This is a genomic window from Streptomyces sp. CB01635 (assembly GCF_002803065.1).
GTDB lineage: Bacteria > Actinomycetota > Actinomycetes > Streptomycetales > Streptomycetaceae > Streptomyces.
The window spans coordinates 94,450-111,267 of the sequence record NZ_NNBL01000013.1 but is presented as its reverse complement, the minus strand read 5'-3'; the positions used below and the strand labels follow the sequence as shown (position 1 = coordinate 111,267).

Below are 16,818 nucleotides of genomic sequence, written 5' to 3'. Positions count from 1 at the left end.
GTTCAACAGGCTTGCGCCGCAGGTCTATTGAGGGGATTCGCCGGGCCCGTCGGGCGATCGGTGGGCCGGGTGGAGCGAGGCCGCTGCACTCCGGGCACAGGGCCCCTTGAGAGCCGCCTGAGGACTCCGCTGTGGGGGGCGGGGCGCGGCTAGGGTCCCGGGTCAGTCAGGTGCACGTCCCTCGACTTCTTCTCGTGTTCGGCGTCCTCGTTCCCGGCGGGCGCCCTTCTCCTCGGTGCACAGCCCCTGGAAGCGGTCCTCATGGAATTCAGCTCGCGATCGTCGACCTCGCCCACGACCGGTGCCCCGCTGCTCTCGGTGCGCAGCGCCGGGGAGATCGTCCCCGTGCTCTGTCCGGACGGCTTCGAAGTGGGTGGCGGGCCGCGGGTCGTGGAGGTCGTCGCCGACCGGTGGGCGGGCAAGTCGACCGTGCTGGACGGGCTGTCCGCGGCTCTGGCGGGCCGGGGCTGGACGGTCGCGGCCGGTGCGGCGTCGCCGGCCCGGTCCCGGGCGCCGTTCGGGGTGTTCGTGGAGGCTCTCGAGGATCTGGTGGAGCACCTGGATCCCGATCGGCTCGGCGGGCGCGGCCGGGATCACGCGGCACAGCTCGCCGCGCTGTTCCCGGCGCTCGCCCCGGACGCGCCGCGTGCCACGTCCGTGGACACGTACCGGATCTGCCGTGCCATGCGTGCCCTGCTGGAGATGTTCGCCGCCGACGGACCGCTGTTGCTGGCCCTGGACGACGTGCACTGGATGGACGTCGATTCGCTGGAACTGCTCGGGCAGCTGCTGGAGCAGCCGGTCGCGGGGCCGGTCGTGATCGCGGTCGCCCATCGGGGGCGTCCGGGCGATCGTGTGCTGAACGGGCTCCTTGCGCGGTGCGCCTCCCGGGGCGGGTGTCTGCGGGTGCGGCCCGCGCCGTTGACGGAGCAGGAGGCCATCGCGCTGCTGCCGGACGATCTGAGCCGGGTGCACTGCGAGACGCTGCTGGTGGAGTCCGGCGGCAGCCCGGGGCTGCTGCGGGCCTTCGCCACGCTGCGTCAGGTGCCGGGGCTCACGGGTGCGTGGACTCCGCCGTTGCCGGCGGATCTGCTCGCCGATGTGCTGCGTGACTTCCGTGCGCTGAGCCCTGAGGGCTGGCAGGTGGTGCGGGCCGCCGCGGTGCTGCACGAGCCGTACGCGGCCGACGATCTCAAGGAGATCGCGCACGTCGACGACGCGGCGCTGTGGCGTGCTCTCGACGAGCTGATCCATGAGGAACTGCTGCGGCCGGACGAGCTGCCCTGGCAGCTGCGGTTCGCCAATCCGCTGCTGCGGGTCGCCGCCTACCAGTCGGCGGGGCGGGGCTGGCTGCTGGGCGCGCACGCGCAGGCCGCGCGGATCCTCGCGCGGCCCGGCTACCCGTCGGCGCACATGGCCAGGCATCTGGAGCGCGGCGCGGCGCTGCGGGACGAGAGCGGTGCGCGGGTGCTGTGGGACGCGGCGGCACGGCTGCTGTGGCAGGACCCGGCCCAGTCCGTCTCCTGGATCAGGGCGGCGCTGGCGTCGCGGGCGGGCGGTGACCTGGAGCCGCGCGACCGGCTGCTGTTCGGCAAGGCGCTGGCTCTGGCGGGCCGGCTCACCGAGTCGCTCGCCACGCTGGGGCCGTTCGGGCAGGGCGGGGTCGAGGCAGGTCTGCGGGTGGAGCGGGTGCGGTGGCGGGCGCATGCGCACCGGCTCCTCGGGCACACCGACCGCGCGCAGGACGAACTGGAGTCCCTGCTGGCCGAGTTGGAGCCTGGGGAAGAGGGGCTGGGGGACGTGGTGCGGCACGCGTTGATCGAGCTGGCGCTGCACGCCCGCCGCCCGGTGCCGCCGCAGCCCGGTGGGGGCGAGCCGGGGATGCCCCAGGGGGCGACGGGGGCGCTGCGTGGCAGGCTGCTGGCGCAGCTGGCCGTCGCGGCCTGCCGGGGCGGGGAGCAGGAGCGGGCCGAACAACGGGCACTGACGGCACGCCAGTTGCTGGATACGGCACCGGACGGCGAGGTCGCCGAACAGCTCGAGGGCCTGTACTGGCTGGCGACCGCCGAGGCGGCGCTGGGGCGGCCCTCAGCCGCGTGCGGCCACTACGAGCGCGGACTGAGGATCGCCGAGACCCGCCGGCTCACCGATCACGTCCCGCTGTTCGCGATGGCGCTCAGCGCGCTCCAGCTGCACACCGGTGACGGGGCGGGAGCCGCCCGGCACGCCGCGTGTGCCGAGACCGTCGCCGCGGCGACGGAGAGCGAGCACCTGCGGGAGCGGGCGCTGCGACTGCGCAGGGAGACGGCTTCGGGGGCGGGCGTCGCTGTGCTGCCCGGCCAGCGGCAGCCGGCGGACGCGGCGGCGGTGGCCCTGGAGGGGCTGAGCCGGCGCGAGAGTGAGGTGGCGCTCCTGGTGAGCGGGGGCCGTACCAACCAGCAGATAGCCCGCGTCCTGGAGCTGAGCCACAAGACCGTGGAGACGTATCTGGGCCGGATATTCCAGAAGCTGCAGGTTCAGTCGCGGGCCGAGGTGGCCGCCATGGTGGGGCGTTCGGACCGGCTCGGCGTGGCCGCGGGCTCCTGAGCGGGGCCGTTCGGCGCGGGCGGTTGCTCATCGATGACCGGCGGACGGCGGGTCGGGAGATCTCCTGACACCACAGGAAGGGCCGGATGGTCCAGGTTGGGACGGTCCGGACACGGGAGGGGCGGTCGTGGACGTGGCCTCTCCATCACGAAGGACACGTCACGACGGACACGTCACCACGGACACATCACCACGGTTCCATCACCACGGAGGAAGCAGATGAGCGATCGGGACAGTGCCGACATCGCGTACGCGGTGGTCGTCAACGACGAGCAGCAGTACTCGATCTGGCGCGCCGACGCCGAGTTGCCGCCCGGATGGAGTGCCGAAGGCACCACGGGCGCGCGCGAGGTGTGCCTGGCCCGGATCGACGAGGTGTGGACGGACATGCGGCCGCTGAGCCTGCGGCGCGCGATGGCGCAGGCGGGCCGCAGCTGAGGCCGTCGGCGCCTCATCGACATCTGGAGGACTCAATGCAGACCCAGCTCTCCCAGGGCGCTCAGCTCTCCGCCGAACAGCGGAAGTTGCTCGATCAGCTGCTGGACGCGGACGGTATCGACCGGGTCGCGGGCAAGGTGACGCGGCGCACCGGTGACCTGTCCCGCGCGCCGCTGTCGTTCGGGCAGGAGCGGCTGTACTTCGTGGACAAGCTGCGTCCGGGTTCACCGATGTACGTCGGTTCCGGGGCGCTCAGGCTGCGCGGTGCGCTTGACGTGGAGGTGCTGCGCCGCTCGATCGCGCTGCTCGTGGACCGGCACGAGGTGCTGCGCACCGGTGTGGTGGAGGACGGCGACGGTGTCGAGCAGCGCATCCGGCCGGCCGGGACGGTCCAGGTAGAGCTGCCGGTCCGGGGTGCCGCGTCCGGCGAGGTGGCCGACCGGGTGCGCGAGGCGGCCGCGGAGGGCTTCGACCTGTCCGCGCCCCCACTGCTGCGGGCCGTACTCCTGGAGATCACCGACGCGGCGGAGCCGGAGTGGGTACTGGTCCTGTCCGTGCATCACATCGCCGTCGACGGCTGGTCGCTCGGCCTGCTGATGGGCGAGATGAGCGAGCTGTACTCGGCATTGGTACAGGGCGCCGAGCCTTCTCTTGCCGAACTTCCCCTGCAGTACGCCGATTTCGCCTCCTGGCAGCGCGGCTGGCTGGAGCAGGGCATCATCGCCGATCAACTCGCCTACTGGAGTGACCAGTTGAGCGGAGTAGAGGCGACCGACGTGCCCAGTGACCGGCCACGGCCCGCGGAGCGCAGCTACGTGGGTGACACCGTGCCGCTCGCGCTGGACGGACCGCTGACGCAGTCGTTGCGGGCGCTGACCGACAGTGGCCAGTCGACCCTGTTCATGGCGCTGACCGCGGTGTGGGCGAGCGTGCTCGGCCGGTTCGCGGACCGGCGCGACGTGGTGGTGGGCACTCCGGTGGCCGGGCGCACGCGCGCCGAGCTGGAGAGCGTCGTCGGGTTCTTCGTGAACACGCTGCCGCTGAGGGTCCGCATCGAGGACGGCGACACCTTCCGTACGCTGCTGCTCCGCACCCGTGAGGTGTGCACCCAGGCGTACGCCCATCAGGACGTGCCGTTCGAGCGGATCGTGGCGGAGCTGCAGTCGGGGCGCGACGCCTCCGGGCAGACGGCGATCGCCCGGCACTGGCTGGCGCTGCACAACACGCCCGCCCCCGATCTGACGATGCCGGGCCTCATGAGCGAAGCGCTGCCCGCGCTCATCGGCACGGTGCGCTGCGACCTGTCGGTGCAACTGGCGCCGGACGGGCAGGGCGGGCTGAGCGGCCGCCTCGAGTACTCCACGGAACTGTTCGACCGGGCCACGGCGAAGACCCTGGCATCGGCTTTCGAGACGCTCATCGCCTCGGTGGCGGCCGCACCGGACAGCCCGCTGGACGAGCTGGACATGCTGGCCCCGCAGGCGCGCGACCACATCGTGCGCGACCTGTCGGGCGCTGCCCGAGGTGCCCTCACCGGCCCCTGGGTGCCGGAGCGGTTCGCCGCGCAGGTCGACGCCCACCCCGACACGGTGGCCGTGGTCGAGGCCGACGGCGGGCAGCTGACGTACGGCCAACTCGACGTGCTCGCCAACCGGGTCGCGCATCTGCTGACGGCCCGCGGTGTCGGCGCCGAGGACCGGGTGGGTGTGCTGCTCCCGGGGGGCGGCGCGCTCGCGGCCGCCGTGCTGGGCGTGCTGAAGGCGGCGGCGGTGGTGCTGCCGCTCGACCCCGGCTACCCGCCCGCCCGTCTCGCCCAGCTGGTCGAGGACGGAGCGCCCCGACTGGTGCTTTCCGGTGCCGGGTCGACGGATCTGCTGCCCGGCCTGGACGTCGTGGACGTCACGGGCGAAGAGGTCGCGGGCCACCCCGGACACCGCCCGCCGGCCGTCGCGACGACCCCGGACGCCGGTGCGCATCTGCTGTTCACGTCCGGCACGTCGGGCCGCCCCAAGGGCGTGCTCACCACCCGTGCCGGCCTGGTCAATCGCCTCATGGGCATGGAGCGGCAGTTCTCCGTGGGTGCGGGTGACCGGGTGCTGTGCAAGGCTCCGCTGGGCTTCGACGTCGCGGTGTGGGAGCTGCTGCTGCCGCTCGTCACCGGCGCCACGGTGGTGTCGTGCCGAGTGGGCGGGCACCGCGACCTGGAGTATCTGCGCGAGCTGATCGACCGCCACGGGGTGAGTGTCTGCCACTTCGTGCCGTCCTTGCTCGAGGAGTTCGCGAACGCCCCGGCCGGTGCGCATCCCTCGCTGCGCCTGCTGCTCAGCGGCGGCGAGGAACTGCCGGCCCCGCTCGCGGAAAGGATCCTCGATCGGTTCGGGCACGCCGAGTTCGTCAACCAGTACGGACCGACCGAGACCGTCATCGACGTCACCTCCGGGCGCGTCTCGGGGCCCGTCCCGCACCGGGTGCCGATCGGCCGGCCGGTGCCCGGTGCCGAGGTGTATGTCCTCGACGCGTCGATGCGGCCCCAACCCCTGGGCGTCGCAGGCGAGTTGTACGTCGGCGGGGTGCAGGTGGCCCGCGGCTACGTGGGCCGTGCCGCGCTGACCGCCGAGCGGTTCGTGCCGCATCCGTTCGCGCACGGGCAGCGCCTGTACGCAACCGGGGACCGGGCGCGCCTCCTTGCGGGCGGCTCGGTGGAGTTCCTCGGCCGGACCGACGACCAGGTCAAGATCCGGGGCAACCGGGTCGAGCCCGCGGAGGTCGCGGCGGTGCTGCGCGCCCACCCGCAGGTGTCGGGCAGCCATGTCACCGTGCAGCGCACCGGCGCGGCACCGCGTCTGACCGGGTACGTGACGTCGGACGCCGCGAACGCCGACGAGCTGACGGAGGAGCTGCGTGAGTTCCTGCGCGAGCGGGTGCCCGAGGTGATGGTCCCGGCGCAGCTCTTCGTGCTGAGGCAGTGGCCGACCGGTGCGCACGGCAAGATCGACGTGGCGGCGCTTCCGCAGCCCTCGGGCGAACGTCCGGGCGCGCAGGGGGAGTTCGCGGCGCCGGTCACTGATGTGCAGGTCCGCCTCGCCGCGCTGTGCACGGAGCTGCTCGAGGTGGAGCGGATCGGTCTGACGGACTCGTTCTTCGACCTGGGCGGCCACTCACTGCTCGCGATCCGGGCGATCTCCCGCATCCGCAAGGAGTTCGGGGTGGGGTTGCAGATCGGCCAGTTCTTCAAGGCGCCGACGCTCGCGGGCCTCGCCGAGGCGATCGAGGCGAAGCTTGCGGCCGCGGACGGGAAGCCGGCCGGACCGGCCCCGATCCCCAGGATCGACCGCGGCGCGCAGCGCCGCTGACCGGCCGCCACCCATCGTGAGGGAGACTGAGCATGACCATTGAGGTGCACGACGCCGTGGCCGTGAGCCCGGTGTGGGAGGGCCGTTCGCTGCCCGCGCTGGTGCGCTGCGAGAGCCCTGGGGGGGCGCTGCCCGCCTGGGTGAGCGCCCATCGGGACGAGGTCGACGCACTGGCACGCAAGGCCGGGGCGGTGCTGCTGCGCGGCTTCGACGTGCGCGGCGCGCAGGACTTCCGGGCCGTGATGGACGCCCTGTCGCCGCAGGTACTCGCCTACGGCGAGCGGTCGTCGCCGCGCAGCCAGGTGTCCGACGGCGTCTACACGTCCACCGAGTACCCGGCGGACCAGCCGATCCTGCTCCACAACGAGCAGTCGTACACGGCCAAGTGGCCGACACGCATCGTCTTCTTCTGTGAGCGGGCGGCCACCGAGGGCGGCCGCACACCGCTCGCGGACTCCCGCCGGATCCTGGCGCGCCTGCGCCCGGAGACGGTGGACAGGTTCGAGCGCCTGGGAGTGCGTTACGTCCGCAACTACCTGCCGGGCATCAGCCTGCGGTGGCAGGAGGCGTTCCAGACGGACCGGGTGGAGGACGTCGCCGCCTACTGTGCGCGTGCCGACATCACGCCCGAGTGGGTGGACGAGGACCATCTGCGGACCGTGCAGGTCAGGCCCGCGGTGCGCAGGCATCCGGTCACCGGGGAGCGCAGCTGGTTCAACCACGCGCTGTTCTTCCACGTGACGTCGCTCGACCCGGAGGTCAGCGCCGGTCTCCTGGAGGCCCTCGACGAGGAGGACCTGCCCTACAACACGTACTACGGGGACGGTTCCCCGATCGAGAGCGAGACGCTCGCGGAGCTGCGGGCCGCCTACGCGGCCGAGACCACGGGCTTCGACTGGCAGCCCGGCGACGTGCTCGTCGTGGAGAACATGTTGGTCGCACACGCCCGTGAGCCCTTCGTCGGCCCGCGGCGCATCCTGACCGCCATGGCCGACGCCATCGACGCCGGCGAGGTGCCCGCATGACGCTCACCGACCTGACCCCCGCGCTGGAGGACGGCACGGTCACGGTCCGGCCGCTGCACGAGGAGCCGTTCCTGCTGGAGATCGAGGCGCGTGAGCCGGGCCTCGACCTGCCGCGGTGGGTGGCCGGCCGCAAGGAGGAGCTGCGGGCGGGCCTCGACCGCTGCGGCGCGCTGCTGCTGCGCGGCTTCGACGTACCGGACCCGCAGGAGTTCGGGCGGGCCGCCCGCGCGTTCTCACCGGACCTGCTCGGATATCTGGAGCGTGCCGCGACCCGCACCGAGGTCGCCGACAAGGTGTTCACCTCGACGGAGCTGGGCGAGGACCAGTGGATTCCGTTCCACCACGAGATGTCGTACTCCCACAACTGGCCCGGCCTGCTGTACTTCTTCGGCGATCTGCCGTCGCCGGAGGGCGGCGCCACGCCGGTGGCCAGCGAGCGCCGGGTGTTCCCCCTGATCCCGGCCGAGGTCCGGGAGCGCTTCACACGGCACGGAGTGCGGTACGTGCGCAACTACGGCCCGGACCTCAACGAGTCCTGGCAGGTGGCGTTCCAGACCACCGACCGGGCCGAGGTGGAGGCGTACTGCCGGCAGTCGGACACCGCGTTCGAGTGGACCGGTGACGACGAGCTGCGCACCACCGCGGTGCGCCAGGCGGTGGCGAGGCATCCGCGGACCGGCGAGACGGTCTGGTTCAACCACGCCCATCTGTTCCATCTGTCCAACGTGGAGCCGGAGGTCGCCGAGATCCTCGTCGAGGAGTACGGCGAGGAGGGCCTGCCGCGCAACGCGTACTACGGGGACGGCGCGCCGATCGAGAACGAGGTCGCCGAGCTGATCCGATCCCTGTACCGGGAGGCCGCCGTGTCGTTCACATGGCGGCGCGGCGACGTGCTCGTGGTGGACAACCACCTCGCCACGCACGCCCGGGAGCCGTTCCGCGGGGACCGCCGCATCCTCGTCGCCATGTCCGACCTGCACACCGAGCTGCCGGCCGGCCGATGACGGCTGCCGCGGGCCGTCACCGCACCATTCGCACCACCGGAGGAACCATGCTGCTGCGCCCCACCACCGACGCCGACCTCGCCCGCGTCACCGACTTCATTGTCGAGGAGCCGATCAGCTGGATCCCGGCCGACCGCTACCGGGCCGAACTCGCCGAGGGGATGTACCGGCCGCAGTGGTCGTGGATCGCCGAGGAGGACGGCGACATCGTGGCACGGGCACTGTGGTGGGGCCAGGCCGCGAGCGAGCACCCGGTGGCCCTGGACTGTCTGCACGTGGCGCCCTCGGTGCCCGACAGGGCGGGCCTCGCGGCCGATCTGCTGCGGGCCGGACACAAGGCGTTCGGCCAGGCAGGCGCCGCGCAGCCGCCGCTGTACAACCTGACGCTGTCCAACGGCTGGCGTGACGACCCCGCGGTGTCGGCCGCGCTGGCCTGGCGGCGCGAAGCGGCCCTCGCGGCCGGTCTCACCCACGAGGTGGAACGGCTGCGCCTGGAGTGGACGCCCGGGACCGGGGTGCCGGCCGAGTCGGGGCGGCTCACCTTCGAGGAGGCGCCCGACGAGGAGTTCCTCGACGCCTTCCGCCGGGTCGCCGAGGGCAGCCTGGACGCCGAGACCCGTCAGCACCTCGCGGCGCACGGGCCCTCGGCCACGGCCCGCAAGGAACTGGACTTCTACCTCGGGTGCCCCGGCGAGCGCGCCTGGTGGCGCCTCGCGCGCACGCCCGACGGGGCCGTCGCCGGGTTCGCGATCCCCTCGGCCACCCCGTACAACCCGAACGTCGGCTATCTGGGCGTGGTTCCCGAACTGCGCGGCCGGGGCTACGTCGACGTGCTGCTCGCCGAGATCACCCGCAGCCACGCGGAGCGCGGCGCCGAACTGATCACCGCCACCACGGACACGGGCAACGCACCCATGGCGGCGGCCTTCGAACGCGCCGGTTACCGCAACACCCAGATCCGGATGCTCTTCTCGGCCCCGGCCGGCTGATCCGCCGAGTCCTCCTGGAGTACGTCATGACGCAGACCGCCCCCTTGTCCCCGAGAGACCGCCCGGCGGCGACCCCCGAGCCCGCGAGCCGCCCCTACGCACGCGGCTACCAGTCCCCCGCCGCGCTGCGCCCCGTCCTGCGCGCGGCCCATCACACGCGCCTCGCCACCACAGCGGCGGTCGCCGTCGCGGACCAACTCGTGCTGATCGCCGCGATACTGGCGGCATCCTGGCCGGGCTGGTGGTCGGCGCCCGCACCGGCCGCGGCCGGCGTACTCATGGCTCTGACCGCACTGATCCTCACGGGACGCCAGATACGGGCGCTCGAGTGCCTGGTCCACGAGGCCAGCCACTTCAACTGGAGCCGCCACCACCGTCGCGCCAACGACAGGTGCGCAACGGTCCTGGCGGGCCTGCCCACCGGTATCCGCATCGCCCGCTACCGGGCCGAACACCTGGTGCACCACAGCAGGCTCGGCACCGACGACGACCCCGACCTGCAGCGCTACGCGGAGCTTGACATCACCGGCCTGGACCGCACGAGCCGGGTGGGCTACGCCCGTTCCCTGCTGGTACGGATCGCCGCCCACCAACGCGGCTGGTACCGGTCCACATCCACGGACCTGCCGGCGCTGCTGCTGCCGGTGGGCTGGGCACTGCTGGTCGTGTCGCTCCCCGCGGCTCTCCTGTGGGGCGCCGCCTCGGCCGCGGTGGCCGCCGGGGTGTGGCTGACCGGGTTCGGGCTCGTCCTGCCCGTGCTGCGGTTCATCGGGGAGTCCAGCGAGCACAGCTACCACGACGCGGACACCGTCTTCGACTCCACCATCACCAACATCGGCCCGCTCCAGCGCCGGCTCATCCATCCGCACAGCGACGGCTACCACACCGTCCACCACCTGTGGCCCGGCGCCCCGCATCACCAACTGCGGTTGCTGCACGACGAGTTGATGACCGCCGACCCGCAGGGATTCGCCGGCCGGCTGCGCACCCGCAGCCGCATCGTGGCCGAGCCCACCCCCCGTACCGGCCCCGGCAGCACGCCGTGGACGTGACCACCTGACACCTGCCTGAACCACCTTCGAGGAATGAGACCCGACATGAGTGAGGTCGCAGTGGAGCAGTTGAAGTTTCTTGCACCGGACGACGTGCGCACCGTCGCCGAGGAGTTCGGCACGCCGGTGTTCGTGTACGACGAGGCCACCGTGCGCGCTTCGTCGAAGACGATGTCCACCCTCCCCAACGCCTTCGGCCTGACGGTGCGTTACTCCCTCAAGGCGTGCCCCGGCCAGGCGATCATCCGGCTCTTCGACCGGGAGGGGTTCTCCTTCGACGCGAGCTCGGTGTGGGAGGCCCGCCGCGCGGTGCTCGCCGGGGTCGAGCCGGGGCGCATCTCGATGACCGCGCAGGAGGCGGTCTTCGACGAGAACCTGCGCGACCTCATCGACCAGGGGCTGCAGTTCGACGCGGGCTCCCTGCACCAGCTCGAGGAGTACGGCCGCGCCTACCCGGGCGGTGCCGTCGCGATCCGCATCAACCCGGGCTTCGGCTCGGGCCTGGTCGGCCGCCTCAACAGCGGTGGCCCGCAGTCGAGTTTCGGCATCTGGCACGAGCAGCTGCCCGAGGTAAAGCAGATCGTCGAGCAGTACGGGCTGCGCCTGGTGCGGCTCCAGTCGCACATCGGCTCCGGCCACCACTGGGACATCCTCGTCGACGCGGTACGCACCATGCTGTCCTTCGCCCGCGACTTCCAGGACGTGCACACCCTGGACCTCGGCGGCGGCTACCGGGTCTCGGCCCTGCAGAGCGACCCGGTCTACGACCACACCGAGTGGGCCCGCGTCGTCGCCGACGAGCTCAAGCAGTTCGCCGAGGAGACCGGCCGCCGGCTGCACACCGAGGTGGAGCCCGGCACCTATCTGACGGCGCTGGCCGGCTCGCTGGTCACCAAGGTCATCGACAAGGCGGACACCGGCGCGGAAGGCAATTCCTTCCTCAAGATCAACAGTGGTCTGACCGAGATCGCGCGCCCGTCCTACTACGGCGTCCAGCACCCGATCGTGTCGGTCCCCGCCACGGGCGGCGCCGAGCGCGCGGCCGACGACCGCGAGAAGTTCAACGTGGTCGGCCACTGCTGCATCGCCGGTGACGTGCTCACCGCGAAGCAGGAGGAGCTGGCGCCGGTGCCGCTCGGCCACACGGAGATCGGCGACTACGTCGTCATCGAGCGGGCGGGCAGCTACTGCTCCTCGATGTCGATGAAGAACTTCAACTCCTACCCCGAGGCCGCCGAGGTGCTGCGCCGCGCCGACGGCAGCTTCGACCTGATCCGGTCCCGCCAGAGCATCGAGCAGGTCATCGTCAACGAGCGGATCCCCGAGGGTCTGTGAGGTCTCGTCAGCAAAACACACGGACGCTCGGCCGGGGTATCCGGCCGAGCGTCTTGCGTGAGGGCTGTCGACCACCTGTCTCTGAACCCGAAAGTCGCTGGTCACGGTCGCCACGGTGACCTTCACCCAGAGGCCGGCGACGTCGGACGGCGGCCGGAGATCCTTGATCGTTCTCACGATGTTCCGGAACGACGTGGGCCAGGGCTCACCTGGTTGCCGAGGCCCTGGTATGCGGGGTGGCGGCTGGGCAGGCTAGTTTGCCCGCATGAGTCTCCTCGATGATGTGGCCGAGCGCGACGGCTGGCGGTGCTGGGTGTGCGACGAACCGGTCGACCCCGACAAGTCGGTGAACGACCCGCAGGGACCCAGCGTTGACAGCCGGACCGCCGACCGGAAGGCCAAGGTCGCCGAGCGGCTCGCGCACCGCGTGTGCAACACCCGCAAGGGCGCGGTCAAGGTGGTCATCGCCTGGCCGGACCGCCCGTACGTGGCCGAACCCGCGCCGCTGATCGCCGTTGCCGCGCGGCTGGAGCGCAAGGGAGGCCGCGAGGTGGTGGGCCGTTGTCCGACCAGGCAGGACGCCCAAGAAGCGGCGGATTGGCTGGTGGACCGGTTCTCCCGACTGGTACCGGGGCTGCCGGTGACCGCCGGCATCGAGGCGGGCGGCGGCCAGTTCCTCGTCATCCTGGCCACCGGCCGCCGCTGACGGGGGATACGGCGCGGCCGAGGGTACGGAGGCGGCCGGCCCTTCACCTCGTCGTACTGCTCCACCGTGAGGTGGGAAATCGACCCCGTAGAGGGCCTTTCTGGCAGCCTCGGCGACGGCCTTCACCTGCTCCCGTCGGTGGCGATCGCGTCGTGGACAGGCGGGCCGTACGGGGGAACGGGGTTGCTCTGGGGTTCGTCTTCGCTACAGGCCGTGTCGGTCACCTCAGGCGCGTGGGGCCGCAGCACTTGGGACAGAGCAGGGGGTCGCACGGGCAGACGAGGTCCGGCCCGCAGGTCTGGGGGCAGCGTTCCTTGTCGGCGGTAGCGGGCAGCCACACCGTCTCGTGGATCTCGCGGCGGATCCGGGCGAGTTCGCCACCGTGCAGAATCTCGCCGAGCGATTGGCTGGGGACGTCTCCGACCGGCCAGTCCCGCGCCATGACGCACGTGAAGACCTTTCCGTCCGGAGCGACGGCGAGCTTTCCGCTCCAGCAGTATCCGCACAGGCCGGACATGCTCGATTCCTGCCCGAGGAGTTCCTTCGCGCGACCGAACTCCCGCACCTCGGACGACCGGGTGGATCCACTGACGCCGAGGTCGGTCAGGAATTTCACGGTGCGTTCCGCGGACTCCGCATCCTGGTTCACGTCGATGACGGCGGCCCTGGTGCGGACCCCACGCTGGACGAGGCGACGCAGGTTCTCGATGGTGCGCCGGTGACTGCCCCGTACGGTGGTGACGGCATCGTGTGCGGCCGGTTCGTCAGCGTAGACCGAGGTGGCGAAATGCACTCCGTTCTCGGACGAAAACGTGATGGTGTCCTCGTCGAGCATCGTGAGGTTGCTGAACACTTCGACGAACTCGAATCCGAGTTCCACGCTGCGGCGCAGCAGACGCCGGAATTCCGGGTTGAGCTGGGGTTCGCCGCCGATGAGCTGCACCTTGCGGCAGCCGAGGTCGTAGGCCTGGGCCATGACCGCCTCGTAGTCGTCGGCGGTCAGGATGTCGCGGTCGCCACTGTGCGGATGTGACTCCGTGTAGCAATGGACACACTTGAGATTGCAGCGGTTCGTCAGTTCGAGCCAGAGGAATTCCAGGACTCCGTCGACGTCATCGGGTGTTCTGGTTTCCGTGAGGTGGGTGGTCTCGCTGGCGTGCACGTGATTCCTTCCGGCCTTCAAGAAGTGGGCGGGTCAGTCATGTGAATGCGACCTGAGGTCTTCCGCGATGGGAATCAAGAGCAGGTTCCCGTCCCAGTTCACCGGTGTCATCGTCATGCTGATCGCGTAGGCCGGACCGTCCTCGGAGTCGTACTCCCATGCTTGTCCGCAGGTGAACCACACCTCCCCGCCGGGCAGTGTCCGCGACCGAACGGCGAACTGCGCGGGTCCTGAGATGAGGGGGAGAGCACCCCCTTTTGCGCCTGGAGCCACAGCCGTCCTCCTCCTGTGCGTCGGATTGCCATTGGCAAGTGCACAGGAAATTCGCACCTTTTCCGTGCCGCGAAACGTGAATGACATCCGAACGGAGCAAGGGGTGTCGGTGATCGTTGCCGCGGCGATCCGACGATCCGACCGCCGGCCCGGCGCGGACCCCGAAGTTGCTTGACAGCAAGAATATTCGTGCTGGTCAGCCCGCCACGGGAGGGGCCGAGACCGTGGTCGGCCGGCTCGACAGCGATGCCGCCTGGCGGCCCCTACTGCAGATCAGTTTCCTTACAAATGCGCTGCCGGGGTGACAGTTCGGGCAACCCGGGAGAACGGCATCGGTCAACCTCTGCGCGATCCCATACGACAACGAGACCGAGGTCGGGGGGACTCGCAGACTCGCCGCCGAATCCACCCCGACATGGCGCGGAGCATGAACCATTTGCAACCCGAAATTCGGGATGAGACAACGGGACGAAATGCTTTCTGAGATCCGGGTGTTCAGGCCGCGCCGCCCGTCAGAGCACGTAGCGGCGGGAGACCAGCGTGAGTCCCGAGTTGTCCGCGGACCAGGTCACGTCGGCCGGACGCGGGACGCTCAGCGTGCCCCCGGGCAGCCCCGGGGTCCGGGTGACGGCGCGCAGCGTCAGCGGCTGCGTTCCGCGGAGTGTCAGTTCCACCCGGGTGCCCGGCCCGGTGGGCGGGGCGGCGAGGAGCAGGCCCCAGCGCCAGCCGTCGCTTGCGAAGGGCCGGTTGGTCCCGCCGGGGACGGACTGTCCGGCCACCTCGGCGCGCACCACGGCTGCGCCGCCGGCGTCCGCGTACAGGCCGATCTCCGCGGCCCTCGCGTCCGTGGCGCGCACGGACAGGGTGATGCGGCGGACGTCGCCCGTGCGGGTGGTGGAGACGACCTTCACCTCGGGGACGGCGACGGTCGCGGCGGGCGCGGGCCCGGTGTGCCAGCGGGACGGCTGGTCGAGGGACGGGAAGGTGCTCTCCAGAGACGCCGTGGCGCCGCCGACGTAGTGGTCGAGCCAGGCGGAGTCTCCCGCTCCGCTGGAGGCCCAGCGGGCGCGGCCGGTGTCGGCGTCCAGCGCGTAGAGGAGGCTGACCTGCGCGGGGCGGGACGCGGTGGGCGCACCGGCGAGCAGGGCCGCGCCGAGCGCGGCGAGGGCGGCTGCCGTGCCGAGGCCGGTGCCTGTGACGAGCGAGCGGCGGCGGGTCTTGGCGGGCACCGCGGGCAGTGCGGTGGCGAGCGCGAGGGCGAGCAGGAGGGCCGGGGCGGCGGCGAAGGCGATCGGCACCGTGTCGAAGAGGAGCGCGCCCACCGGCACCAGCAGGGCGGCGCACGGCACGATAGGCGCCGTGGCCAGTGCGCCGCGCCATGGCGAGCCGGGGGCGATGCGGGCCGCGGCCGCGAGGCCCGCCGCCCCGGTGAGCGCGGGCCACAGGAACAGGTACGAGGCGCCCGGCAGCCAGACGGCGCTCAGCAGGGTGCACAGGGTCAGCCACGCGGTGACCGCGGCGCCCGCCTCCAGGGCGCTGACCCGGCGGCGCATCACCACCGCCCACACCCACAGGGCAGTTGCGGTCAGGAGTGCGGCGGCCAGGTGCAGCGGTCCTGCCGTGTAGGGGCTGCCCAGCGCGAACCCGGTCCACTGCGGCCTGAGCCAGGTCGCGACGGGCCACACCGCGCTGACCGCCGCCGCCGCACCCAGCAGGGCGAGCGGCAGTGAGGCCGCGCTCAGCGCGGCCTTTCGCGCCCGGACGGCTCCGCGCCGGCGCGCGTACCACCCGGCGGCGCCGAGGGCGGCCACGGCGAGGAGCGCGCCGGGCAGCACCAGGCCCATCGGGTAGCGGACGAGGACCGGCCCCAGGGTGAAGTACGTGGCCCCGCCCGCGTGCGACGTGCCGCTCAGATCGGCGCCGCCCAGCCGGCGGGCCGCGGCCAGGACGGTGTCGCCCATGTCCTGCAGGCTCGCCCGGCTGAAGTGGGCGAGGTTGTCCTGGGGGGTGTGGTAGTTCGCGGAGGTGCCGATCACGGCGAAGTTCAGGCCGGTCATGCCGGCCTCGCGCAGCACGGTGAAGTCGGTGTCGTTGGGCAGCATCCGGTACACCTCGTCGGACAGCGAGGTGGCCACCGGGACCCGGTCGCCGAGGGCGGGGACCACGGCGGCGTTCCCGGTTCCCGTCTCGAACATGACCGCCCGTCCCGAGGTGCCCCGCGCCTCCAGGTTGAGGACCACGGTGGAGGCCGCCGGTGCCGTGTCGCGGGCTACGAAGGCGCGGGCCCCCAGCAGGCCGGGCTCCTCGCCGTCGGTGATCAGGAAGGTGACGTCGTTGCGGGGGGCCGGACCCGTCTTCAGGGCGCGGGCCACCTCCAGCGCGGTGGCGAGGCCGATGCCGTCGTCGGAGGCGCCGTGGCTGTTCTCCGCAGAGTCGTAGTGGGCGACGATCAGCACCCTGCCGCTGGGGTGGGTGCCGTGCACGGTGGCGCTGATGTTCTGTGTCCAGGCGGCCACGGCCGCGCCGTTGCCGGTGTCACTGCTGGTGCCCGGCTCGGCGCGTACGCCGAGCCCCGACTCGCGCAGGCGGCGGACCACTTCGTCGCGTGCGCGGTCGTGGGCCGCGGTGCCGGTGGCATGCGGGCCGCCCGCCACGGCCGCCACGTGCGGGTAGGCGCGCGCGGCGGAGAAGGAGCCCGCCGGTGCCGACGCCGGCGCCGGGGCGGGTGTCAGGCTCGTCCAGAGCACGCCGACGAGAGCGACGGCCAAGGCGAGCACCGGCACCAGCAGGCGGGGGAGGGCCCGCACCGGTGACGGGCGGGGCGGGCCCGGTGCGGGTGGCCGCGGTTCCTCCGCAGCGGTGAGGTCCGCGGGGGTGGTACGGGTGTCGGCCATC

Annotated in this window: 11 protein-coding genes; 9 read left to right on the top strand and 2 right to left on the bottom strand. The window is 72.1% G+C overall.

Annotated features, from left to right (window positions below; translation table 11 throughout):
• Positions 1-261: 261 nt before the first annotated feature.
• The 9 genes from CG723_RS27740 (at position 262) to CG723_RS27700 (ending at position 12,488) form a co-directional block, all read left to right on the top strand.
• The gene (locus CG723_RS27740) at positions 262-2,586 is read left to right on the top strand and encodes a LuxR C-terminal-related transcriptional regulator (protein ID WP_100596242.1); all 2,325 of its coding nucleotides are present in this window, start codon (positions 262-264) and stop codon (positions 2,584-2,586) included.
• 219 nt (positions 2,587-2,805) lie between these two features.
• Positions 2,806-3,024: an MbtH family protein gene (locus CG723_RS27735; protein ID WP_100596241.1), complete on the top strand. Its 219-nt coding sequence runs from the start codon at positions 2,806-2,808 to the stop codon at positions 3,022-3,024.
• Positions 3,025-3,059: 35 nt separating this feature from the next.
• Positions 3,060-6,377: a non-ribosomal peptide synthetase gene (locus CG723_RS27730; protein WP_100596240.1), complete on the top strand. Its 3,318-nt coding sequence runs from the start codon at positions 3,060-3,062 to the stop codon at positions 6,375-6,377.
• A gap of 32 nt (positions 6,378-6,409) precedes the next feature.
• Entirely contained in the window at positions 6,410-7,402 is a 993-nt protein-coding gene (locus tag CG723_RS27725) for a TauD/TfdA family dioxygenase (RefSeq protein ID WP_100596239.1), read from the top strand.
• Positions 7,399-8,406 (top strand): TauD/TfdA family dioxygenase, encoded by a 1,008-nt coding sequence (locus CG723_RS27720; protein WP_100596238.1) that lies wholly within the window; start codon positions 7,399-7,401, stop codon positions 8,404-8,406. Before CG723_RS27725 ends, CG723_RS27720 begins: the two co-directional genes overlap by 4 nt.
• 47 nt (positions 8,407-8,453) lie before the next feature.
• On the top strand, positions 8,454-9,395 hold the full coding sequence (locus CG723_RS27715) for a GNAT family N-acetyltransferase (RefSeq protein ID WP_100596237.1): 942 nt from the start codon (positions 8,454-8,456) through the stop codon (positions 9,393-9,395).
• A gap of 26 nt (positions 9,396-9,421) precedes the next feature.
• Positions 9,422-10,447: a fatty acid desaturase family protein gene (locus CG723_RS27710; RefSeq protein WP_100596236.1), complete on the top strand. Its 1,026-nt coding sequence runs from the start codon at positions 9,422-9,424 to the stop codon at positions 10,445-10,447.
• A gap of 45 nt (positions 10,448-10,492) precedes the next feature.
• A complete protein-coding gene (locus tag CG723_RS27705; protein ID WP_159032559.1) occupies positions 10,493-11,782 on the top strand; it encodes a diaminopimelate decarboxylase in 1,290 nt (429 codons plus the stop codon).
• A 265-nt stretch (positions 11,783-12,047) separates the two neighbouring features.
• On the top strand, positions 12,048-12,488 hold the full coding sequence (locus CG723_RS27700; RefSeq protein WP_100596234.1) for a hypothetical protein: 441 nt from the start codon (positions 12,048-12,050) through the stop codon (positions 12,486-12,488).
• Between the two features lie 220 nt (positions 12,489-12,708).
• On the opposite strand, the gene CG723_RS27695 is transcribed toward CG723_RS27700, so the two are convergent.
• Together CG723_RS27695 and CG723_RS27690 are read right to left on the bottom strand one after the other, a co-directional pair.
• Positions 12,709-13,650 carry a radical SAM/SPASM domain-containing protein gene (locus CG723_RS27695; protein WP_159032558.1) on the bottom strand — a complete coding sequence of 314 codons (942 nt, stop codon included), beginning with the start codon at positions 13,648-13,650 and terminating at the stop codon, positions 12,709-12,711.
• A 785-nt stretch (positions 13,651-14,435) separates the two neighbouring features.
• Entirely contained in the window at positions 14,436-16,817 is a 2,382-nt protein-coding gene (locus CG723_RS27690; protein WP_100596232.1) for a M20/M25/M40 family metallo-hydrolase, read from the bottom strand.
• Position 16,818: the final 1 nt, after the last annotated feature.